We start from the raw sequence: 22,337 nt of genomic DNA, 5'->3' as shown, positions 1-22,337 counted from the left end.
TTTTTATGTTTAAGATCGGTTACGATGCAAAACGAGCTTTTAATAATTTCACTGGACTTGGTAACTATTCAAGGACTTTAATTAAAAGCATTGCGGATAATTATCCGGACAACAAATTATTTTTATTCACACCAAAAGTAAAAGACAAACCTGTAGTAGATCATTTTAAGAGTTCTGACCAATATCAAATCATACAACCTGACAAAAGTATGAAGGCATATTGGAGAACCTATGGCATTACCAAAATCCTGAAAGAAAAAGACCTAGATATTTATCATGGATTAAGTAATGAATTACCATCAAATATCCAGAGTGCACGAATTAAAAGTATCGTAACAATTCATGACCTGATTTTCAAAATACATCCTGAACATTTCCCTTTCATAGACCGAAAAATTTATGAATATAAATGTCAAAGTGCTTGTATTAAATCTGATAGAATCGTTGCCATCAGTAAAAGTGCCAAGCAAGATATAATGAAATATTATAGTACTCCGGAAGAAAAGATTGACGTGATTTATCAGGCTTGTGGAGAGCAGTTCAAAAAAGAATTACCATCATCTGAATTAGAGATGGTGAAAAATAAATATAAATTACCTTCTGAATTCCTTCTATTTGTCGGTACAATCAACGATAGAAAAAACCTGAAGGGGTTAATCAAAGCTATTGAAGCCTTACCTGAAGAAAGTAAAATTCCGGTGGTTATTGTCGGTTCAGGAAAAAGGTATAAAAAGGAATCAATAGAAATGATCAGGGCAAAAGGATTACAAAAATATTTCTACTTTTTGAGAAATGTTAACGATAATGATCTTGCTGCGCTTTACCAGCTTTCCAATGCTTTTATTTATCCTTCACTTTACGAAGGTTTTGGCATACCTGTTATTGAAGCATTGAATAGCAGAACACCTGTATTAGCATCAAATACCAGTTCTATTCCTGAAGCTGGAGGAAATGCTGCTGAGTACTTTGACCCCTACTCCCCTGAAGAAATTGCTAATGCTATTACAAAAGTTTTAGATAGTGAAGACCTTCAGAAAGAAATGATTTCCAAAGGAATTGAGCATGCTCAAATATTCAGTGCGGAAATAGCTGCTCAGAAAATAATGAACTGTTATAACAGCTTAATGAAATAATTGAACTTCAATAATTCATAATCATAAAAAAAGGTTTGAGAATCTAATATCGATAATCAAACCTTTTTTATTTTCTATAATAACTAGATTTAGCTTTGTAAATGATTAATAATTACACCAGCTAACTTATTCCAATCAAACTCTTCTATTTTATTTCTACCTTTTTTCCCGAATTCTTTCCTTTTCTTCGGATCCTTTAAAATTGATTCTATACCTTTTTTAACTGACCATCTGTTTCTCTTCACCAAAACTCCTGTTTCTCCAGGAATCAGTAGATCCTTGGTTCCAGATTCGGTAGCAACTACTGGAATACCACAAGCCATCGCTTCTGCAACTGTATTCGCCCAACCTGCACGCTTTTCTACAGCCACAAAAATATCTGCTCGATGAAAAAGCTCAGTATTTTTATCAAACGGATGATTTAAAACAAAATCATAAGGAATCTTAGTATTAAATTCTTCTATCATCCTTTTTGATTTTTCATCTACCGGAGAATCAAACAATAAAAGTTTAATGTTTTTATTTTTCTTATAGATCATCTCACAAGCCTTGACAGCAATCATGGTTCCCTTTCTTTTTTCAGAAAGTCTGCCATACATCATTATCGTAATTGTGTCCGGTTGTTCTTCTGAAATCTCTTTGGGCTGGTATCGCGTTGTATCAATTCCGCCAATAGCCTTAAATGGCTCTAATTTAAACCTTTTTCTATCGTGCTCAAATATGTTTGATGAACATGCAAAAACCTCAATTTCAGGATGCTTAAGAACCTTTTTCATTGGTTCATTTTCTCTTACGTGATAGAAAACCTTCCTTTTTGCATTACTATTTGCCAGAATATCAACATATCGGATCTCTGTTAGAAAAACTGCATCCATCGAATGATCATTGATGTCTTCCAGCTTTGCCATTTCACCAGTAAAATCAAACCAATCAGGACCTAAACCTTCTGGTGTAAAAACAGTGAAAGAATGACCATTCTTTACAAAAATATTTCCCAATTCAAGAAAGCGTTTTACACCTCCATAAAGTTTTGTATGTGGAAGAATTACTCCTAGATTCATCATTTAGTCAATTAAGGTTGAAGAATTTCCTGGTATTCCGAAATTCTGTAGGATCTTTTTCAATTTGCTTCTTTTAATATCAAAATCAATTGGCTTTGAATTTTTAATTGAAGCAGGGCCTTCAAACACCTCTCCTCTTTTCAATATCTTATTCATAAAGGTTGATGAGGTGATATGCCACTTATTAAGAAACTGCTTACTACCATTGTTTCGCTTCACTCTACCGGTAGACCGAGCTTCAAAATGATATACTCTACTTTTAGATATTCCCTTAAAATACCTGATGCCAGCCATCCATAACTTTGCAGAAAAATCGGGGTCAGAATACATTCCCGGTGAATATTCAATGCTATAACCTCCTACAAGATCCCAAATATCCCTATGTATGATATTTGGTGGCCAGGTACTTCCCATCCAGTCCGGATGCTCATATTTCATATAATTTTTAAGCAATTCATCTTCTTTAAAAGACTTGACATCCTGTCCGTAATCAGCAGGTGAAATAACACTCTTGCACCAAAATGGACGTGGCTGTAGTAAAGTTGATGATAAAAAGAAGTTATTATTCGGAAGTGATTCAATTTCATCAAACAATTCTTTATCCCAATTAGGACACACATACATATCGTCATTAATAAAAACAATATAATCGCTCTTTACCAACGGACGAAGACCGTTTAATGACCAACAAACCCCTATATTACTTTCTGAATAATTAAAAGAATAATCCTGCTCCTTTAACCATTCCAAAGTTCCGTCAACTCCTTCATTAACATGAATTAGAATTTCGGGTTTGTAATAAGAATTTTTATTGATTGAATCTATGCAAAGTTTTAAATATTCTAGACTATTCCAGGTTGGAATTAATACTGAATATTTGGGGTTATCTATCTGCCCTTTTTCAAAGGTCTTAATATTCATATTTTACTATTATAATTCGAGTATCAGCGGCTATAAATAAAGCATCAATTATCACCAGATACAATTTTCTTAACTTGTGGTACAAAAATAAGAAAATATCAACAAGTCTTAGCAATGAACATTAATGATTACCCTTTTATTTTATTTCAATCGAAATTTCGCATCATATTAAACCATAGCTAAAACAAAGCACATGATAATTCAATAATATAATTCGAAAAAATCAAAATTAAGTATGATAATAAACGGTCTTTTCAAACTGTAATTAAAGATATCATAACTGCCTTTATATGAATAAAATATCTATTAAAATTTACTTAGACACTTGTTTTCTTTAATCACATTAAATACCTTAATAGTACAAATCACAGCAATCATGAAACAACTTTACATTTTAGTATTTCTATTAATAAGTTTTTACTCATACTCACAGTCCAATAGCTCTTCCTATTCGATGTCTTCAAATAAAATTGATGATTTGACTATTACTGTTAAATATGAAAAAATAAAGGTAAATGGTCGAAGCTTATGGGGCACACAAATCCCCTATAACGTGGTTTGGAAGCCCGGAATTACATCTCCTCCAATATTAAGCTTAGATAATTCAGCGGTAATCAACCAAAAACAAATACCTGCAGGAAGATATAGTTTGTTTACCGTTCCTAATACTAGGTACTGGACAATTATGGTCACAAAAGAATCAGAAATATTTTCGGAAGAAGATGTGATCGTTTCATTTCAGGTACCTGTAAAATCAATACCTGGTAAAGTTGAACAAATGCAATTCAGTATAAATGATTTTGGCAATGTTACTTTTGCATGGGACAAAATCCTCTGGTCGTTTGATATAGATTCGATGTAATATAAAATCTATCAAAGTTAATTCATACCCTCGATCAGGTTTCTGGCAATAATTCATTTCATTCTAATTATAATCACAAAAACGAACTCGATTGTCCGTACTGGATAATCGAATGTTCATTTTTGATACACTTTTATTGATAAATAGTTACTCATTTAACACTTATATAACTGATTATCAATATTTTATAATTTTATGGCACACCTTTGGCATTACTGTAAACAAATAACTTTCTAACATAAAAACTTACAGTAATGAAAACTACATCAATTTTAAACAAACAATCAGTCTGGTTAACCCTAGGCGTAATGATAGCCCTTCTAATCGGTGCTCAAAATATCTCTAAAGCTGCTAACAATGATGACAACTGCTGTACCATTGACACAATAGCCGGAGAAAAAGTTGAGAAAAATGATTTGAAATTCACCATTGAGTTTATTGAAAATGAAATTCTATTAGAAGAACACTTTGGTTATTTAAATCAAGCATCTTATAGCATAATGGATGAATCATACAATGTGATCTATTCAAAAACGTACGAATTCATGGAAGAAAACGAGGACACACAATTAAATAAATTATTAAAGAACTCAGAACTTATCATGAAAGATGGAGACGATCACTACTACTTATATACAGGTTCTAACCTTAACTAAGAACCGAAGGTGTCTGATCTTATAAAAAAAAGACAGACACCTTTTTTTATCTTCTAAAACCTCAATATTCTTACACTCCATTTTATCCCGAAAATCAATCTCCTATCTTTGATTCAGACAAAATCTACCATCGGGATGGCTAATAATTACTTCGAGTTTAAAAAATTTAAGATTGTTCAGGAACATTCAGCAATGAAAGTTTGTACAGATTCATGCATATTTGGAGCTATTGTACCTGTTGAAAATAAACTCAAAGTTCTTGATATTGGAACAGGCACCGGACTATTATCCCTAATGATTGCACAAAAAGCCAAAATAAAAGTGAGTGCAATAGAATCTGACCCGGAAAGCCTGAAAGATGCCAAACTCAATTTTGAATCTTCTGAATTCAATGATAAAATTGAACTTATAGATTCCAGAATTCAAGATTATGCTCTAAGCTCTAATGATAAATATGACTTAATTATTTGCAATCCTCCTTTTTTTGAAAATCATTTAAAATCAGATAAGAAAAATAATAATGCCGTTCATAATGATGATCTGCCATATGAAGATTTGGTTTCGATTTTAAATAAACTTATGGACGATGAAGGTCAGGCCTATATAATGTACCCTCCACATCAGATGAGTATTTTTGAAAGAATCTCTTCTTTCTACAATTTAACAGTAACAAAAAAAGTAGTTATAAAAGACAACAAAGATAAGGAGCCAATTAGAGTAATTTGTTGTTTTGAAAAAGCCCACTCGGAGGAAGATATTATTGAGGAAGAATTTATAATCAAAGAAGAGAATGGAGAATACTCCAAACCCTTCATTGACTTATTAAAACCATACTATCTTAAACTATAGCCATTAAGATTCCAGTTGGTATTTATATTCTTTGAATACTATACCCATACTTTCTAATTGATCCAATATAGGATTATAAATCTCCGGAGACACTGGTCGTACGACCCCTTTGGCATCAATTTTATCCATTAAAATCATTTCAGCAGCGATACCAAGAGGTAACCCAACTGTTTTAGCCATGGCAGTTCGCTCAGCATCATCACCTTCGATCACCATGAATGAATCAATAGCCTGCTCCCCTTGCTTGCTGTTATATCTGAATTTATGAACCATAACAATTCTGTCATCATCATCACTGTTCATCGTCCATTTCTTCTTTAGAATATGCTCCAGAATCTGGGCAGGGGTTCCCTTTCCCAAACCTACCGGAATCTCCTTGAACATATCCAGCCAGCTCATTTTATGCATTACCTCCGAATCAAGGTCAATTCTTAAATAGTGGGCTAACTTTAACTCTACAGAATCATGAGGATTATAAGCCAAAAATGAATTAATAAATTCACGGTGGGTCATATTCTGTACCCCTTCCATGAAATAAGTATCGTCAGTAGCTCCCAATTGTATAAATGCATCCCAGGCTCTACAAAATCCAGGACGCCTTAAAGTTCCTCGATACAAGGTTTTAATCCCTCTGAGTTTATAAACATCAAGATACTTTAATGAGTCACGGTTAGCATAACCTTCATAAAATCCATATTCAGGCACCTCAATAATCTCAGTTCTTCGAAACAATCTATGATAAGGTATAAACTTAAACTTCCCTTCCTGAATAAATTTCACAGTACCAGTACCAGCCATTACAACGTTTCTGGGATTCCAGGTAAATTTATATTGCCATGGATTATTTTTCTCAGTATGTTCTGCCAACAAGCCTCCGGTAAAAGTTTCAAAAGCTGTCAGTTCGTTACCTTCTTCACTTTTAATTTCATCGATTATCCTCATTGCAGACATATGATCAAGGCCAGGATCAAGACCACATTCATTCAGGAATATTAATCCTTTATCTTTAACCTGTTGATCAAGCTCCATCATTTCATCACTCACATATGAGGCTGTTATAAGATTTTTAGACTCTTTTAAGCAAAAATTAGCCACCTTCATATGCATATGTGCCGGCACCATGCTAATCACAATATCTGCCTCACAAATTAATGAATTAAGTTTTTCATGGTCATTTAGATCAAGAGCCACAGCATTAGCAAAATCAGAATCACCAACTTTGGCTTTTGCAAGATCTAGATCCAGATCTGCAACGATAGTCTTCCATTGATTTTTCTCCGAGCACCTGATCAGGTAATCGATTAACGCAGTAGAAGATCTCCCTGCACCTATTACCAGTATTGATTTCATAATATTTTGGGTTTATTGTAGAAGGCAAATTAGTTGAAAAGCATTATCTTGACAAACTGAAATTTAATTTTTCAAAAAGATAATTTACAAATGAGTGTCAAAACCAAATCTCATATAATTGAATATAAAGAATTTGAATCATTTGAAGCTCTTCCTGAAGAATGGCAAAAACTTGTAGATAAATCAATAGTTGCAATAAAGTCAGCTCATGCTCCTTATTCAGACTTTAAAGTTGGAGCCGCAATTCAGTTAGAAGATGGTTCAATAATAGAAGGTTCAAACCAGGAAAATGCTGCATACCCATCAGGGCTTTGTGCAGAAAGAGTTGCACTTTTTTATGCACACCATAAATTTCCGGATATCCACATTAAAAAAATTGCCGTCCTTGCTGAAAACAGACAAAGAAAAATCACTGGTGTATCTCCTTGCGGGGCCTGTAGACAGGTTATGGTTGAGTTTTCTAAAGAAAATACGATTGAAATACTTTTAAGGACAAAAGAAGGAAAGTATAATCTTTTTAATAGTGTAATGGATTTGGTTCCGTTCACTTTTAATAAAAAAAACCTGGACGAATAATCGACCAGGTTTTTATAATGAGTTTCTTATTACTAGTTTGCTTTCGGCAAAACATTTGTTCTTAAAGTAACAGCATCTCTAAATGAAGTAGAGTTACTTACAACAGTAACCACTTTATTTTGTACTCCACGCTTATTTGTACTATTGAAAACAACTTTAATTGATCCTTTAGCACCTGGAGCAATTGGATCTTTTGGCCATTCTGTAGCAGTACATCCACACTGAACAAGTACTTCTGAAATTAATAAAACTTCGTTTCCTGTATTTTCGAATACAAATTCGTGGCTAACTTTTTCTCCTTCTGTTATATCACCAAAATCAACTTTTGTTTGTTCAAAAGTAATTTTTGGTCCGCTTTCAGTCTCTTGAGCATTCGTTACAAAAGCAAAAGCAAATAGCATAAAAAGTAGTAAGGGTAATTTTCTCATAACTGAAAAGAATTTTTAATCTAATTAACGTCTAAATTACAAATATCGTTCCTTTTATTTAACTTTTTCAATTAAATAAAGCTCCTTTTTTGCTCTGGTTACAGCAGTGTATATCCAGCGCATATATTCTTTATCCTGTTTTTCCTTTGGAAAGTAACCTCTGTCTAAAAATACTGCGTCCCATTGCCCTCCTTGTGACTTATGGCAGGTTAAAGCATAGGCATATTTAATTTGCAATGCATTTATATATGGATTACTTCTTATAAGCTCTTTCAAATCCTTTTTATTCTTTGCTACCTGTTCAAGCTCAGCCCTAATTGTAATGTACAATTCTCTTGATGCTTCTGATGATAAGGAAGCTTCAGGTTGATGCAATGTATCAAGGAGAACTTTAGCTTCTACAGGTTCCTGATCAGGATAATCAAGCATTCGAAAACGCATGGTGGCAAACCGATATCCATACATTTCTTCCTCACCATACATTTTAATAACCTCTATAAAATCACCATTAGCTATAAACCCAGCCGGTGAATCTTCAGGAAGGAAAAAATAGTTGTTACGAACTACCATAAGCAGCTCTCCAGCCTCAACTTCATGCTCATACCAGTGAATTACCTGCCTGATATACTTATTATATTGTACAGCAGCATAATTGCTTCGACATACCACTGCAGTATTTTCCTGACCGTATTTATCATAAGCATACCTAAGGCCATCTTCCATCCTTTCGGTAGTCATCTTAAATATATCTGTAAATTTTGCAGTATTAAAGACCGGATCGTAGACTCCATTAAACATCTTGTGCCTTATATCATTGGCATGAAGTAATATTCCCGAATCAATATCCTGCCTGGTTACCTGTGTTAGTTCACAGATTTCAGGTTTATAAAACAAAATCTTTTCAATTCCTTCAGCAGTTAATGCCGGGCTTTCCTCCAACCCTACCGGAGGCAGCTGTGCCGGGTCACCTACAATCAAGAGTTTATTTTTATTTTGGGGCTTTTCAAATACGTACTCCATCAGATCAGTTAACAATCCTTGCTTACCAAAATTAAATTCATCACCGATCATCGATGCCTCATCAACTATAAATAGAGTATTTTTAAAATAATTGGGCTGCCTTTTAAAGCTCAGTGTTCCTGCATCGGGGTCATTTTGTTGCTTATAAATCAGTTTATGTATTGTGAAAGCCTGGGATTTACTATATGTAGCCATTACTTTGGCTGCCCTACCAGTAGGAGCCAGCATCATAATCTTCCACCTAAAAGCTCCTAAACACCTATTAATAGCACTTAAAACAGTAGTTTTCCCAGTACCGGCATACCCTTTTAGTATTAACACATCTTGACCACTGGTATCTTTAATAAAAGTTTCGAATACCTCAAGAAAGGAATTCTGATCCGGTGTAGGATCAAAAGGAAAGTTTTTAACTATAAGATCTTTTATTCTTCCCAATTGGATTTAATTATTTTTTTAGCAAATTAGTTAAATCAAAAGATGACTGAAAAAGAAATCACCGGCTTTACAAAAAAGATTCGCAACAGGGTAATGGGTTTAATCTTCGATGATGAAGATAGAATACTATTAATAAAGCATAAACACCTTTTACTGGATAATGAATATTTTCTTTTACCTCCGGGTGGTGGAGTTGAATTTGGGGAGACTTTATTTGAAGCCCTAAAACGCGAAATATCAGAAGAAACCAATTTAAATATCACCAAGGCCAATTATCAATTTATGAACGAATTTATTGAAGGCCCTTATCATGCAATTGAACACTTCTTCCATGTAGAAAATTATAATGGAAATCCGGTAATGGGCACAGACCCTGAATTACCTGAATACAATCAAATGATATTAGGTCTTGAATGGTACTCAGAAATTGAATTATTAAATATAAAAAGTTATAGAAAACATAAAATTTTTAATATTGAAGGTGATTTCGAGAAATTAAAAACAATTTCACAATTGACAACAGTTGTTTCAAACCAAAAGAATAGTTAATTTTCGTTGTGATTTGCACATCAAAATAATATTATTGCAAAAATAAAATTAAACTGGGACGTAATGCTTAACAAGATTTTAACTGTTGTATTCACAATTATCGCGATTATTTTAGCGTGGTTGATTTGGGATTATTCAATTAATTCCGAGATAAGATTAAGAAAAGAGATCAAGAAAGTTGAGACTGAAGTAATCCGAAACCTTGAGCAAATCAGGGATGCACAAAAAGCATATTATGCTTCTCACGGCAAATATACAGCTAATTGGGACTCACTTATTTCATTCATCGACACAGGTAAAATCTACATCGTTGAAAGAAACGAGCAAATCGTAACTCTTGAATATGGTGCTGACAGTATTATTGTAGAGTTAGATACTTTGGGTTACAGAGGAGTTCAGGATTCACTTTTCAATTCTAGAAAAGCTCCTAATTTTGACTTAGCGAAACTTAAATATGTGCCTTATGGAAACGGTTCAATTTTCGAAATGAAAACTGAAATCCAAATCAAAGGCCCTGTTAAAGTTCCTTTAATTCAGGTTGTAGACCCTGCTCCATTTGACAAATCAAGAAAAGAAGATAACGATATTCCTGGTAGAAGACCATTAAGATTTGGTTCATTAATTGATGCTTCTTTATCTGGTAACTGGGAATAATATTTTTTAATAAACAAGACTTCATATGACTTACAAGAGCGTACAAAAAATTAAGGATTCACGTTTTAATATTGAACACTTAGAAGATTATACGCTCAGTCTATTAATAGGCAGGAGTGATTTCAGGATGTTCGTAACGAATACCAGAGATAACTCCTGCTTAATTATTGAAGAATTTGAATATCCGGAGGTTTCCTCACCAATGGATTTACTCCAAATCCTTGACAAAATATTTGAAGAACACCACCTCTTAAAGGCCGGGTTCTGGAAAGTAGTAAAAGTTGCTGTTAAGGAATGTCCTTTCACTCATGTACCTTCAGAATTATTTGATAAAGATAACGCCGCTGATCATCTTTCGATGAATGGTATTATCGATCAGGATGATGAAGTTTTGTATTACAAGCATCTTCAATCAGATATTGTTACTGTTTTTAGTGTCAATGAAGATCTAGTACAATGGCTTAAAGGCGTATATACTACAATTCCTGTTCATTTTGTTCACCCAAGCGCTGCTTTCATCGAGACAATTCATAAGTACGATGATAAGACAAATGAACCAACTGTCTTTTTGAATAAGTCAAAGGAAGGAGTATCAATAGCTGTACTGGAAAACAATAAGATGGTTTTCTATAATGAATTCAAAACGAACACAGCTGAAGCAGTATTAAAATATTCTATGTTTGTTTTCAACCTGCTTGGTCTTGACCAGCACAAAACCAGAGTTGTAATCTGGGGTGATACAGATAGCCAGCATGAAGACTTCAAACTTTTATATCAATACATAAGAAACATATCATTTGGAAGAAGACCACAATTCCTAAAGTGTGGTTTTGTATTCGACGTTGCTGAAGATCATCATTATTTTGATTTGATGGCTATCCAGGCTTGTGCCTAAACAAGAAATGACTAAAAACCAAAAAACCGCTATTTTTCCTGGATCTTTTGACCCATTCACCAATGGACATAAAGATATTGTATTAAGATCACTTAAGATCTTTGATATTGTTGTAATTGCTATTGGGCATAACACAAGTAAACATACCAGATATTTTGATATTGACCTGATGGTAGGGAAAATCAAAGAATCGTTTACCGAATACGGAGATAGAGTCGAGGTAGTAGTCTATAATGAGCTTACAGCATTTCTAGCACAAAAAATGGATGCTAAATTCTTAATCAGGGGCCTAAGAAACACTACTGATTTTGAATACGAAAATAGTATATCCCAGGTAAACGCAGACATTAATACGGATCTTGAAACAATCTTCCTGATAACATCTCCTGAATTTGCAGCTATAAGCTCAACAATCATAAGGGAGATCCATCGTTACGGTGCTGATGTTTCAAAGTACCTCCCTTACGAAATATAATTCTTAGAAATATTATTCTATTTTAACTTGTTGTTCTTCTAATACTCTCAGATACTTCTGATAGATATATCGTATTGATCTATAGCTAGAAAACAGTGCTTTATCCATTTCCTTTTTGGTAAGCCACTTTATATCTGTGATTTTTTCTTCCAATTGAGGTGTCATATTTGAATCATCAAGGCAATCCATCAAATACCAGTCTGTTCTTTTCAGGATTCGCTTACCATTCAACACATAGGTATGCCATGTTTTCACCACTTTATCTTTAAGCCTGACTTTTATAGCACATTCTTCCTCAACTTCTCTTACCGCACCTAATTCTGGGGTTTCCTTTTTCTCAAGTTTACCTTTAGGAAAATCCCACTTGCCTAATCTATAGATTGCCAAAGTTTTTTTATCCTTTCTAACAATTCCTCCTGCAGCTTTAATGATCTTGAATTTACTCTTAAAGTAATCTATAGCGGCATCCTTATCATCGAATAAAAATGTTATTGAGTTCAATCTTTTGGCTTTCTTGCCTGACAATATATCAATCACTTGATCGATATGTTCCTTTTGCGCTGCTCTAATAAGCAAATTATCAACTAGATTAGCATGTGCCAGGTCAAATTCTGCTCCGTCCACAACGTGATCATACACATGATGATCATCTGATTCCAATCCTCTGAAATAAACAGGATTATCGTTAATAAAAACTTTCATTAATTAACAGATGAAATTCTACACAATATCAAGTAATGATTTCAGTAAGATAATCAAGTATCTTACCTGTAGCAAGAATACGATACTTAAAACAAATATAAAAATTAAAACTGCTTGAATGATTTTGATTATTTTCGCAATATGAATTATGTAAGTGTTAATCAGGATACAGCAAAAAAAACAGCCTCAGAACTTATCGAAGTAAGCGCTGTGAAAATTTCACCTTCAAAGCCTTTTGTTTGGGCTTCTGGATGGAACTCACCCATTTATTGTGATAATCGTATTACTTTATCATATCCAAACACCCGTACTTACCTAAAAAATGCTTTAGTTGAAACTATCAGGAATAACTTTCCGGAAGTTGAAGCTATTGCAGGGGTTGCTACAGCAGGAATTCCTCAGGGTGCTTTGGTGGCAGACATCCTTGATCTACCATTTTTATATATCAGGTCAAAACCTAAAGGCCATGGTATGAAAAACATGATCGAAGGAAAAGTTGATAAAAAACAAAAAGTGGTTTTAGTTGAAGATCTGGTATCTACTGGCGGAAGCTCACTAAAAGCTGCCGAAGCATTGAAAGAAGCTGGAGCAGAAATTTTAGGAATGGTATCGATTTTCACTTATGGCTTTGAAATCGCAGAAAATAACTTTAAAGAAGCGGGAATTAAACTAGTTTCACTTAGTGACTACTCAGCAATGCTTAATGAAGCATTAAACCGTGGACTTGTAAAAGAAAATGAATTAATATCATTAAAATCCTGGAGAACAGACCCTGAAAACTGGAAGGCTTAAATGCCTTCCATTACCCCCAAACCAAAAAGGGCAAGGTCGTATTTTACCGGATCTTCCGGATTTATCTTTTTTAAATTCTCTGTTAACTCACTCGCAGCTAACCAATCTGATTGTTTTCTGGTAAGCAGGTTCATACCTTTGGCTATCCTCTCCACATGAACATCAAGTGGACATATTAGATCGGCAGTATTGATTTTTGTCCATATTCCAAAATCAATCCCTTCCTTATCTGGTCTTACCATCCACCGTAAATACATATTAAGACGTTTGCAAGCACTTTTCCTTTCAGGTGTGCTAACATGCTTCTTTGTTCTTTCAGGAGCTTCAGGAAGTGAAAAGAATGTTTTATGATAATTGATTAACCCTTGCCTAACTGGTTCGTTATTTTGATCTGCAGGAAAGTAAAAAAGAGATTCAAGTGAGTCATTAGTCGAATACCATTCCTTTAGAAATCTAACAAAATACAATAAGTCAATATTATTGAAGGTGCGGTGTTTAAAAGATGATAATCTATTCAATTCATCTTTGCTATGGTTAACCACAAAATCATAAGGGGCATTATCCATCAACCCCAACAGTTCAGTACACTTGTTAATGATGGTTTTTCTCTGCCCCCAGGCAAGTGTAGAAGCAAAAAGCCCGGCAATTTCAATGTCTTGCCTCTTTGAGAATAAATGAGGTATCTGAATAGGATCAGAATCAATAAACTCCGGACGTGCATATTTTTCAAATGCTGCATCCAGATGATCCTTCACATCATCAATAGAAAATTCCATTATTAGTATGGAAAGTAAGAAATCTGCACTCTGATTTTTTTATTTGATGCGCCCAGACGTTGGTATGCTCTCTCGGACATTCGTAGAATCACATCGACGTTTGTATTTTCCGGAAGCTTTCCAATAACCCTCACAAATACTCTTCGCTTGTTTTCTTCATTAATAACCTCTAACAAAGTACCTACCGGAGCAGTTTTGTGCAAACCAAGATATTTCTCATTCTTATCAGTTCCTTCAATCACTTCGGCAACACCTTTTTCAACTACTTTTTTGATTTCCGGATTTTGAACATCTATTGCAGGTACAGTAAAGACTTCTCTTTCAGTCTGAGGTTCTGTTTTAGTACTTGCCGTTGCAGTATTATTATTTGTAGTTTGAGTGTTCGATTCCTGAGTTTGCTTTACTGGCTTGGAACCATCAGGAGATGTCACCACTAAAACCTGTCCTATCGAAACTGCATTATCTGTCAAATTATTCCATTTAACAAGATCATCAACCTCTACACCATACTGCTTACTAATTCGGTATAGTGTTTCCCCTGCAACTACTTCATGAGTACCTTTAATTGCTGCTTTAGGAGTGGTGTTTTCTTCTGAATTTGCATTTGTAGCCTGAGACCTTCCATTTGGAGACACAAAAAGCTTTTGACCAAGATCAATTGCGTTTTCATTTAGTCCGTTCCAGGTTTTAATTTCATTTACAGTTATGTCATACTGTCTTGAAATCGAAAACAGGGTCTCTCCTTTCTTAACAGTATGAATTTTTCTATTTGTAGACTGTGAATTACTCACTACCTGATTACCCTTGGGAATTAATACTTCCTGACCAACTTTAATCACCTTACTAAAGTCAGGGTTGTATTTTTCAATATCGCTAATTGGAACATCGTACGTTTTAGAAATAGAAAAAGCAGTTTGTCCGGCTTCAACAATGTGAACCCAAAACTTCTTTCCATCTACTTCTCTTGTTTGCTGAGCGTTCGTAACAAACGCAGATAAAAAAAGAAACGCACTACATACAAATAATAAAAATCTAGACTGCATAAATTGAAATAGTATTTTTATCCTCTATCACAAAAAGCTTGCCGTTAAAGATGAAGTAAGGATCTTTACTTAATCCCTTGCCGGCTTTTTCTAATAAAATCTCTTTTAATAAACTTCCCTCTTCGTCAAAGATATAAAGTTTATGCTTAAAGAACTTATCTATTCTCTCATATCCTGAAATTAAAATAAATCTTTCTGTCTCCAGATATTCAACGGCTCCGACACAGGGTTTAATACTTTTTAGACTCAAAAATTCATTTATATCATTAAAATATTCTGTTCCTTCAGGATATTGAACAGGAAAAATTAATCCTTCAGCTTGTTTTTGGTTATAATCATCATCACCAGGAATAAACTTATTTTCATGATGATCAAAAATAAACTGGTTCTTATCATCATTTCTGGAATTAAAAACCAGTGATCCATTAGTCAGATCAATATAATCAAACTGGACCTCATTATTTTCTGCAACTTTTTTTCCCGAATTGAAGATTTCAACTCGCTTCACTTCAGGGTTACCTTCTCCTGAATACTCCTGTAAAACTATGTTTCCATTACTAATAGCGGCTAATCTGCTCCACCAAGGATCATCAAGATTCAAAGTTAGCGGACTCAGTTCATTTAGATCTGTGTCGAATAAATAGTAGGAAACTTCGTCGAATCCTTCTCCTCTCACCTCAATACCGAGAATATTAGTTGGAAATCCTATTACAGTTTGCCAGACAGGGTATTTAAAAGTATATGAAAAAGTGGAATTAAGTACTTCTTTCACGTATTTTAGTATTTCAACTTAAAATTAAACAATCGACAGTGGTTCAGAAACTGAAACTTTTTAACATTTTATTTTTTTTCACTTTTTTCGCTGCCATCGCTCAGGATAGCAGTAAAGTGATTGTCTTGACCGTGGATTCGGAAATCGACCCAAGAACTAACAGATACACCAAGCTGGGAATGGAAAAAGCTGTAGAGGGAAATTACTCAGCTATTATTCTCGAACTTGATACTTATGGTGGTCTGGTAACGGACGCCAATGATATCAGAGAAAGAATATTAAAGTCTGATATTCCGGTTTATGCCTTTATTAATACCGATGCTGCCTCGGCAGGGGCCTTGATAAGTATTGCTTGTGACAGTATCTACATGGCTCCAGGATCGGCTATGGGGGCAGCTACCGTAGTTGTACAGACTGGTGAAGCTGCTCCTGATAAATACCAGAGCTATATGCGCAAAATCATGAGATCAACGGCAGAAGAAAGGGGGCGTGATCCTATTATTGCTGAAGGAATGGTAGATGAATCAATAGAAATAGATAGTATAACCACAGCAGGTAAAGTGATCACATTTTCAACAAAGGAAGCATTAAAATATAATTATTGCGAGGCAGAAGTTACCAGTTATGAAGATATTCTTGAAAGAACAGGGCTTGCAGGCGCTTCAGTTGATAAATTCTCATTGGGATGGAGTGAAAAGGTAATATCATGGGTCCTAAACCCGGTTGTATCAGGGTTTTTAATTTTAATAATGATCGGTGGTATATATTATGAGCTTCAAACACCCGGAGTAGGCTTTCCAATTGCCGCTTCTATACTTGCTGCTGTATTATATTTCATTCCATACTACCTTAATGGACTGGCAGAAAACTGGGAGATTCTTCTATTCGGAATAGGTATCATTTTGCTTGCTCTGGAAATATTTGTGATCCCGGGGTTTGGTGTTGCAGGAGTTAGTGGTCTAATTCTGATATTCACCAGCCTTACATTGGTCATGCTAGATAACGACACTTTCAATTTTGAATTTGTAAATATTGAGAGCATTGTCAGAGCCATGGGAATTGTAGTAACATCATCATTACTTTCAGGAATATTGATGATCGTTGGTGGATTCACCCTGTATAAAACTCCATTATTTAATAAAATTTCACTTGCCTACCGGGAAACCAAAGATTTGGGCTATACATCAAAAGTCAAAAATGAGGCAGATCTAACCGGTAAAAATGGTATTGCATACACCGTATTAAGACCAAGTGGTAAAGTATCAATCGGTGAAGATTACTATGATGCCTATACAAGAGGTGAATTTATTTCAAAAGGTCAGAGAATTGTCGTAATTCGCGATGAGGGAAGCAGTTTATTAGTAAAAGCCGAGGCATAAAATGAAAATTATAGGAATTATACCTGCGAGATATTCTTCGACAAGATTTCCCGGGAAACCTTTGGTTGATATTGGAGGCAGGTCTATGGTAATGCGTGTGTTTGATCAGGCATCTAAAGTGGCAGCTATTTCAAAAGTAATTGTTGCTACGGATGATCAAAGAATATTCGATCATGTTTATGAAAATGGTGGCACAGCAGTTATGACTCGTGATGACCATCCAAGTGGAACAGACCGATGCAACGAAGCAATCTCTGGTATTGAAGAACGATTTGATTTCGCAATCAATATTCAAGGTGATGAACCATTCTTGAAACCCGAACAAATTAATAGTCTTTGTCAGGTGTTGACTCCGGAAGTTGAAATAGGCTCCATGATGAAAAAAATATCTGATGAAAAAGATTTGTTCAATCCTAACGTTGTAAAAGTAGTTGTTTCTGAGCCCGGCAATGCACTATATTTTTCGAGGCAAACCATTCCTTATCAGAGAAATGCTGAAAAAGAAAACTGGCTGGAGAATTTCAGCTATTTCAAGCACCTTGGAATCTATGCTTACCGAACAGATATTTTATCAAAACTAGCTGCACTTCCTGAAGGTAAACTTGAAAAGGCTGAATCGTTAGAACAACTAAGATGGCTTGAGAAAGGGTATTCAATAAAAATGGTCGAGACAGACATTGAATCAATTGGTATTGATACCCCTGAAGACCTTGAATTAGTGAAGAAGAAATTAAATTTATAAAACAACAGACCCAACTTTTATGATCAGATACTGTATCATCATCCTGATAATTACCACAGGAATTTTTAAAACTCAAGGGCAGAATAAAGTCGAATATGCATTTGACACAGTAAAGCTTTTTAAAGAGAACTTTACCGGATTTATGCTTTATGATCCGGAAACAGGCGATACCATTGCCAGCATTAATGAGAAAAAGTTCTTTAATCCGGCTTCGAATGTTAAAATTTTCACTTTTTATACCGCTCTAAAGTTAATTCCCGAGTATTTATCATCCTGTCATTATTTCTATAGAGGTGATACTGTTTATATCATGGGAACTGGTGATCCGACATTTCTACATCCTGATTTTGAAGAACAGCCTTTACTCGAATATCTTAAGCATACTGAAAAAACAATTGTATTTCTTACCGGAAACTACGAAGAAGATCATTACGGTCCGGGGTGGGCATGGGATGACTACACCTACTTCTTTAGTAATGAAAGAGCAAGTTTCCCGGTTTGTGGAAATGCATTAAGAGTGGATTTCAATCGTAAAGACAGCACTTTTAACGTTTACCCCGATTACTTTTTACCTTCAACCATGGTTAGTAAAAACGGAGGCAGAGGTATTTATCGGGTAAGTCGAAATATCACTGATAATACATTTACGATTTTTCCTTCAATGTTCTACAATGACGATCCGGTGAATGTACCACTAGATTATGATGACCAGGTGTTAACCTGTATTTTAGAAGACACACTTCAAAAGCCGGTTTTCATACGAAGAATGCCAGAGGAGTTCAGAAGTCACCATAAGGATGAATTGGTAATGCGAGGGGGAAGAAAGGATACAGTATTGAAAAAAATGATGATTGAAAGTGATAATTTCATTGCCGAGCAGCTTTTAATCAATGCCTCCTCATTTTATACAGATAGCCTTTCCACAGAACTAATTATCAAAAAGATGCAGGATACACTTGCAGAAAAATGGGAAAAAGCCCCGATATGGAGAGATGGAAGCGGACTATCAAGATATAATTTGTTCTCACCGATACATTTCGTTACTATTCTTGACCTGCTTTATGATGAGTTTGAAGATAAAGAAGAGCTTATGTCTTATTTTCCAGTAGCAGGACAAACCGGAACATTAAAATATTTCCTCAAGGATACTGCTGACAATCCTTATTTATGGGGAAAAACCGGTAGTTTGAATAATAACTTCAACATGAGCGGATATATAAAAACCAAAAGTGGTAAAACGCTGATTTTTAGTTTCATGAACAATCATTATACTGAAAAAACCAGCATTGTAAAAGGTAAGATGGAAACCATCTTCAAGGTTATACACGAAAATTACTAGGCACTGACTTTGGGAAAGAAATCTTCCCATTCTTTATTTTGTTCACCGACATAATCCCTTAGAAAAAGCAGGTAATTAGGTCTGTATGGTTGACGTCTTAATTCGAGACCCACCTCCTCGGGAGAACTATTTCCTTTTACGGTATTGCACCTTTTGCATGCAGTAACCAAATTACTCCAGGTAGTCTTCCCTCCTTTGGCTTTGGGAACCAGGTGGTCGACTGTAAGATCTGAGGACTTACCACAGTACTGACATTTGTGATCGTCGCGTTTAAAAATGTTTTTCCTGGACAACATTACATTTTTGTAAGGCAGGTTGATATACCTTTTAAGTTTGACAACAGCAGGTTTGGGAAAAGTCCTGGTTACAGAATGTAACGCTTCTCCTGCAAATTCTCTAACCATTTCTGCCTTATCCAGAAATAGCAAAATAAATGCTTTATTAACTGTACAAACAGCTAAAGGACTGTAGTCCTGATTTAATAAAAGGACTTTTTGATTCATCCTTACTCCTTTCTTTTTCTTAAAACATGTCTTATGGCATGAAGTTTTTTATGAGTGTAAATATTTTTTTCTTTATTAAAAATTCCGTTTTCATTCAGTTCATCGACCCTGACCCTACCGGAGGCATGAATTATTGTATTTCCATCAAGAATAATACCCACGTGGTCTACCTTTCCCTTATCATTAACAAAAAAAGCAAGGTCTCCCAGCTCAGCTTCATTGTGATCTTTCACTCCTACACCACTATTAACTTGTTGTGATGCATCGCGAGGTAAAAAATATCCATTTATCTTATATACAATCTGAACAAATCCGCTGCAGTCATACCCAAATGGGCTCTTACCTCCCCATAGGTACGGTGAGTTATTAAGCTTCAGGGCTGTATTTTTGATATCCTCGGCAGTACCTTTAGTGGCCATACTTTTCGATTCACCATTAAAAGCAATCTGTTCTTCCATTTTAAACAACTCATTGGTTGATAAAGGAAGGACACTTCCCATCACGATATCCAGTGAATGCTTATTAAATAAAATGGTTGAGACTTTCTCTGTTGACACTTTAAAATCAGAAAAAGCTATCTGGTCATAATATTCATTTGAGATACCATGAAATTGGTTACCATCTATCCACCCTTCATAATCATCAAAGGCAATCTTTATTTTCTTCCAGCCTTTTTCCTCTTTAATTACTTCATAATGATCTCCAAACAAAAGTTGGGTAACCATTTCAGATGCATGCCGGGGTTCAGATCTGACAGGAATAATAGATAGTCTGCAAATACCTTTTTCGTTATTTTCCATACTAATTATTTCTATTAAATATACAGAAGGAAAGTCAAATATGGGAGTCAGAACATGACCAAAAAAAAAGACAGCTTAAAATTGCTGCCTTTGAAGTTCTCTTTTGATATCCTTTTCTTTTATTGAATCCCGCTTATCATGAAGCTTTTTACCTTTTGCAAGTGCAATATTGACTTTGGCAAAGCCTCTTTCATTAATAAAAAGTTTCGTTGGAATAATGGCCAACCCTTTCTCCTCCATCTTACCTTGCAATTTTTCTATTTCTCGTTTATTGAGAAGTAGTTTACGATCAGCTTTAGGCTCATGATTTTTAAAACTTGCTTGCTCATAAGGAGAAATGTGCATTGATTTCACCCACAGTTCGCCTTTATGAAAAACACAATAAGCCTCTTGCAAGTTCGCCTTTCCCTGCCTGATAGATTTTATTTCAGTTCCTTTGAGAACAATCCCTGCCGTAAATTGCTCAAGCCATTCAAACTCAAACGAGGCCTTTTTATTTTTTATATTTACTTGTTTCTGTATTTCTTTTTTACTCATTACTATTAAAACTTTAGTCTTGGTTCTGCTGATACATTTAAATCAACAAATTCCTTTGCCTGATATTTGTACCAGGCAGCAATTGCAATCATTCCGGCATTATCCGTGCAGTATTCAAAAGCAGGAATAAATGTTTCCCAACCATGTTTTTCTGCTTCAGATTGTAACGTATTTCGCAGCCCGGAGTTTGCCGATACTCCACCTGCAAGAGCTACTCTTTTGATACCCGTTTGTTTAACTGCCTTTTTCAGTTTATCAATCAACATATTAATTAAACTTTGCTGAATACCGGCACAGATATCATTTATATTTTCTTTAATAAAATCCGGATTACTCTTTAGTTCATCCCTTAGAAAATACAAAATAGCAGTTTTAATTCCACTAAAAGAAAAATCCAGCCCGGGTATTTCTGCTGGTGGATAGGTGTATTTTTTCGGATCACCATCCTTCGCATACTTATCAATCAAGGGTCCGCCGGGATAAGGTAATCCCATAATTTTAGCTGCCTTGTCAAAAGCCTCTCCTACAGCATCATCTTTTGTCTGACCAATTATCTCCATATCAAGATAATCTCTGACAACTACCAATTGAGTATGCCCTCCACTAACAGTTAAACACAAGAAAGGAAACTCAGGTTTCGGATCATCGATAAAATGAGCCAAAATGTGTGCCTGCATATGATTTACTTCAATCATCGGAATATTTCTGGCAAGGCTTAACCCTTTGGCAAAAGAAACTCCAACTAATAATGAACCTAATAATCCAGGTCCACGGGTAAATGCTACTGCATTGATGTCTGAAATTTCTATATTTGCTTGTTTGAGAGCTTCGGAAACTACCGGAACTATATTTTGTTGGTGAACTCTTGATGCTAATTCGGGAACGACACCGCCATATTTTTCGTGTATATCTTGTGTTGCAATTATATTATTTACGACCTTTCCATCAGAAATGACGGAGGCCGCAGTTTCATCACAAGAGGACTCAATGGCTAATATATTAATTGACATAAGTGACTAAGGAAATAAAATTATCGCAAGTTATTAAAAATAAGGTACTCAAATTACTCACGAGGGTAATTCTTGGGC

At 34.9% G+C, this 22,337-nt stretch carries 26 protein-coding genes; 13 read left to right on the top strand and 13 right to left on the bottom strand.

Annotated elements, in window-relative coordinates:
• Window positions 1-5 precede the first annotated feature (5 nt).
• Complete coding sequence (locus HH304_RS19285) at window positions 6-1,133, top strand: glycosyltransferase family 4 protein (RefSeq protein ID WP_169684925.1); 1,128 nt, start codon at window positions 6-8, stop codon at window positions 1,131-1,133.
• A gap of 89 nt (window positions 1,134-1,222) precedes the next feature.
• Here the strand turns inward: HH304_RS19285 and HH304_RS19280 are convergent, their stop codons facing one another.
• Window positions 1,223-2,197: a glycosyltransferase family 4 protein gene (locus HH304_RS19280; protein WP_169684924.1), complete on the bottom strand. Its 975-nt coding sequence runs from the start codon at window positions 2,195-2,197 to the stop codon at window positions 1,223-1,225.
• On the bottom strand, window positions 2,198-3,115 hold the full coding sequence (locus HH304_RS19275) for a glycosyltransferase family 2 protein (protein ID WP_271711699.1): 918 nt from the start codon (window positions 3,113-3,115) through the stop codon (window positions 2,198-2,200).
• A 376-nt stretch (window positions 3,116-3,491) separates the two neighbouring features.
• Between HH304_RS19275 and HH304_RS19270 the strand changes: the two genes are divergently transcribed.
• The 3 genes from HH304_RS19270 (at window position 3,492) to HH304_RS19260 (ending at window position 5,482) form a co-directional block, all read left to right on the top strand.
• The gene (locus HH304_RS19270) at window positions 3,492-3,977 is read left to right on the top strand and encodes a DUF2911 domain-containing protein (RefSeq protein WP_169684923.1); all 486 of its coding nucleotides are present in this window, start codon (window positions 3,492-3,494) and stop codon (window positions 3,975-3,977) included.
• 254 nt (window positions 3,978-4,231) lie between these two features.
• Complete coding sequence (locus HH304_RS19265) at window positions 4,232-4,633, top strand: hypothetical protein (protein WP_169684922.1); 402 nt, start codon at window positions 4,232-4,234, stop codon at window positions 4,631-4,633.
• A gap of 135 nt (window positions 4,634-4,768) precedes the next feature.
• A complete protein-coding gene (locus tag HH304_RS19260; protein ID WP_169684921.1) occupies window positions 4,769-5,482 on the top strand; it encodes a tRNA1(Val) (adenine(37)-N6)-methyltransferase in 714 nt (237 codons plus the stop codon).
• Window positions 5,483-5,485: 3 nt separating this feature from the next.
• Here HH304_RS19260 and HH304_RS19255 read toward each other — a convergent pair whose 3' ends face one another.
• Window positions 5,486-6,832 carry a saccharopine dehydrogenase family protein gene (locus HH304_RS19255; protein WP_169684920.1) on the bottom strand — a complete coding sequence of 449 codons (1,347 nt, stop codon included), beginning with the start codon at window positions 6,830-6,832 and terminating at the stop codon, window positions 5,486-5,488.
• A gap of 90 nt (window positions 6,833-6,922) precedes the next feature.
• Between HH304_RS19255 and cdd the strand changes: the two genes are divergently transcribed.
• The gene (cdd, locus tag HH304_RS19250; protein ID WP_169684919.1) at window positions 6,923-7,408 is read left to right on the top strand and encodes a cytidine deaminase; all 486 of its coding nucleotides are present in this window, start codon (window positions 6,923-6,925) and stop codon (window positions 7,406-7,408) included.
• A gap of 32 nt (window positions 7,409-7,440) precedes the next feature.
• On the opposite strand, the gene HH304_RS19245 is transcribed toward cdd, so the two are convergent.
• A complete protein-coding gene (locus HH304_RS19245) occupies window positions 7,441-7,836 on the bottom strand; it encodes a DUF1573 domain-containing protein (protein WP_169684918.1) in 396 nt (131 codons plus the stop codon).
• Window positions 7,837-7,890: 54 nt separating this feature from the next.
• On the bottom strand, window positions 7,891-9,291 hold the full coding sequence (locus HH304_RS19240; RefSeq protein ID WP_271711698.1) for an ATP-dependent DNA helicase: 1,401 nt from the start codon (window positions 9,289-9,291) through the stop codon (window positions 7,891-7,893).
• A gap of 42 nt (window positions 9,292-9,333) precedes the next feature.
• On the opposite strand from HH304_RS19240, the gene HH304_RS19235 reads away from it, so the two are divergent.
• The 4 genes from HH304_RS19235 to coaD all read left to right on the top strand — a co-directional run bounded on the left by HH304_RS19235 (window position 9,334) and on the right by coaD (window position 11,864).
• Window positions 9,334-9,840 carry an NUDIX domain-containing protein gene (locus HH304_RS19235; RefSeq protein ID WP_169684917.1) on the top strand — a complete coding sequence of 169 codons (507 nt, stop codon included), beginning with the start codon at window positions 9,334-9,336 and terminating at the stop codon, window positions 9,838-9,840.
• Between the two features lie 63 nt (window positions 9,841-9,903).
• On the top strand, window positions 9,904-10,494 hold the full coding sequence (locus HH304_RS19230; RefSeq protein ID WP_169684916.1) for a hypothetical protein: 591 nt from the start codon (window positions 9,904-9,906) through the stop codon (window positions 10,492-10,494).
• A gap of 25 nt (window positions 10,495-10,519) precedes the next feature.
• A complete protein-coding gene (locus HH304_RS19225) occupies window positions 10,520-11,389 on the top strand; it encodes a DUF3822 family protein (RefSeq protein ID WP_169684915.1) in 870 nt (289 codons plus the stop codon).
• A gap of 7 nt (window positions 11,390-11,396) precedes the next feature.
• A complete protein-coding gene (gene coaD / locus HH304_RS19220) occupies window positions 11,397-11,864 on the top strand; it encodes a pantetheine-phosphate adenylyltransferase (protein WP_169684914.1) in 468 nt (155 codons plus the stop codon).
• A gap of 12 nt (window positions 11,865-11,876) precedes the next feature.
• On the opposite strand, the gene HH304_RS19215 is transcribed toward coaD, so the two are convergent.
• Window positions 11,877-12,566, bottom strand: coding sequence for an NUDIX hydrolase (locus HH304_RS19215; protein WP_169684913.1), 690 nt, complete (start codon window positions 12,564-12,566; stop codon window positions 11,877-11,879).
• 141 nt (window positions 12,567-12,707) lie between these two features.
• Here HH304_RS19215 and pyrE point away from each other — a divergent pair, with 141 nt between their 5' ends.
• Entirely contained in the window at window positions 12,708-13,358 is a 651-nt protein-coding gene (gene pyrE / locus HH304_RS19210) for an orotate phosphoribosyltransferase (RefSeq protein ID WP_169684912.1), read from the top strand.
• Here the strand turns inward: pyrE and HH304_RS19205 are convergent.
• The 3 genes from HH304_RS19205 to HH304_RS19195 are packed head-to-tail and all read right to left on the bottom strand — an operon-like array spanning window position 13,355 to window position 15,949.
• Window positions 13,355-14,134, bottom strand: coding sequence for a TIGR02757 family protein (locus HH304_RS19205; protein WP_169684911.1), 780 nt, complete (start codon window positions 14,132-14,134; stop codon window positions 13,355-13,357). The genes pyrE and HH304_RS19205 overlap by 4 nt on opposite strands.
• A 2-nt stretch (window positions 14,135-14,136) precedes the next feature.
• On the bottom strand, window positions 14,137-15,177 hold the full coding sequence (locus tag HH304_RS19200; RefSeq protein ID WP_169684910.1) for a LysM peptidoglycan-binding domain-containing protein: 1,041 nt from the start codon (window positions 15,175-15,177) through the stop codon (window positions 14,137-14,139).
• The gene (locus HH304_RS19195) at window positions 15,167-15,949 is read right to left on the bottom strand and encodes a DUF4905 domain-containing protein (protein WP_169684909.1); all 783 of its coding nucleotides are present in this window, start codon (window positions 15,947-15,949) and stop codon (window positions 15,167-15,169) included. Before HH304_RS19195 ends, HH304_RS19200 begins: the two co-directional genes overlap by 11 nt.
• Before the next feature lie 38 nt (window positions 15,950-15,987).
• On the opposite strand from HH304_RS19195, the gene HH304_RS19190 reads away from it, so the two are divergent.
• The 3 genes from HH304_RS19190 to HH304_RS19180 are packed head-to-tail and all read left to right on the top strand — an operon-like array spanning window position 15,988 to window position 19,409.
• Complete coding sequence (locus HH304_RS19190) at window positions 15,988-17,328, top strand: NfeD family protein (protein ID WP_456298951.1); 1,341 nt, start codon at window positions 15,988-15,990, stop codon at window positions 17,326-17,328.
• Between the two features lies 1 nt (window position 17,329).
• Window positions 17,330-18,070, top strand: coding sequence for a 3-deoxy-manno-octulosonate cytidylyltransferase (gene kdsB, locus HH304_RS19185; RefSeq protein WP_169684908.1), 741 nt, complete (start codon window positions 17,330-17,332; stop codon window positions 18,068-18,070).
• Window positions 18,071-18,089: 19 nt separating this feature from the next.
• Window positions 18,090-19,409: a D-alanyl-D-alanine carboxypeptidase/D-alanyl-D-alanine-endopeptidase gene (locus HH304_RS19180; RefSeq protein ID WP_169684907.1), complete on the top strand. Its 1,320-nt coding sequence runs from the start codon at window positions 18,090-18,092 to the stop codon at window positions 19,407-19,409.
• Here HH304_RS19180 and HH304_RS19175 read toward each other — a convergent pair.
• From HH304_RS19175 to tsaD, 4 genes are all read right to left on the bottom strand, one after another.
• Window positions 19,406-19,912 (bottom strand): HNH endonuclease, encoded by a 507-nt coding sequence (locus tag HH304_RS19175; RefSeq protein WP_169684906.1) that lies wholly within the window; start codon window positions 19,910-19,912, stop codon window positions 19,406-19,408. The two genes, HH304_RS19180 and HH304_RS19175, sit on opposite strands and share 4 nt — an antisense overlap.
• Window positions 19,913-19,914: 2 nt before the next feature.
• Window positions 19,915-20,712, bottom strand: coding sequence for a C40 family peptidase (locus HH304_RS19170; RefSeq protein ID WP_169684905.1), 798 nt, complete (start codon window positions 20,710-20,712; stop codon window positions 19,915-19,917).
• A 75-nt stretch (window positions 20,713-20,787) separates the two neighbouring features.
• Window positions 20,788-21,249: an SsrA-binding protein SmpB gene (gene smpB / locus HH304_RS19165; RefSeq protein ID WP_271711697.1), complete on the bottom strand. Its 462-nt coding sequence runs from the start codon at window positions 21,247-21,249 to the stop codon at window positions 20,788-20,790.
• 5 nt (window positions 21,250-21,254) lie between these two features.
• Window positions 21,255-22,259: a tRNA (adenosine(37)-N6)-threonylcarbamoyltransferase complex transferase subunit TsaD gene (gene tsaD / locus HH304_RS19160; protein ID WP_169684904.1), complete on the bottom strand. Its 1,005-nt coding sequence runs from the start codon at window positions 22,257-22,259 to the stop codon at window positions 21,255-21,257.
• Window positions 22,260-22,337: the final 78 nt, after the last annotated feature.

The organism is Marinigracilibium pacificum, from assembly GCF_012926615.1.
Lineage (GTDB): Bacteria > Bacteroidota > Bacteroidia > Cytophagales > Cyclobacteriaceae > Mangrovivirga > Mangrovivirga pacifica.
Note: the sequence above shows the minus strand (reverse complement) of the source record. Positions and strands in the feature narration are given on the sequence as shown.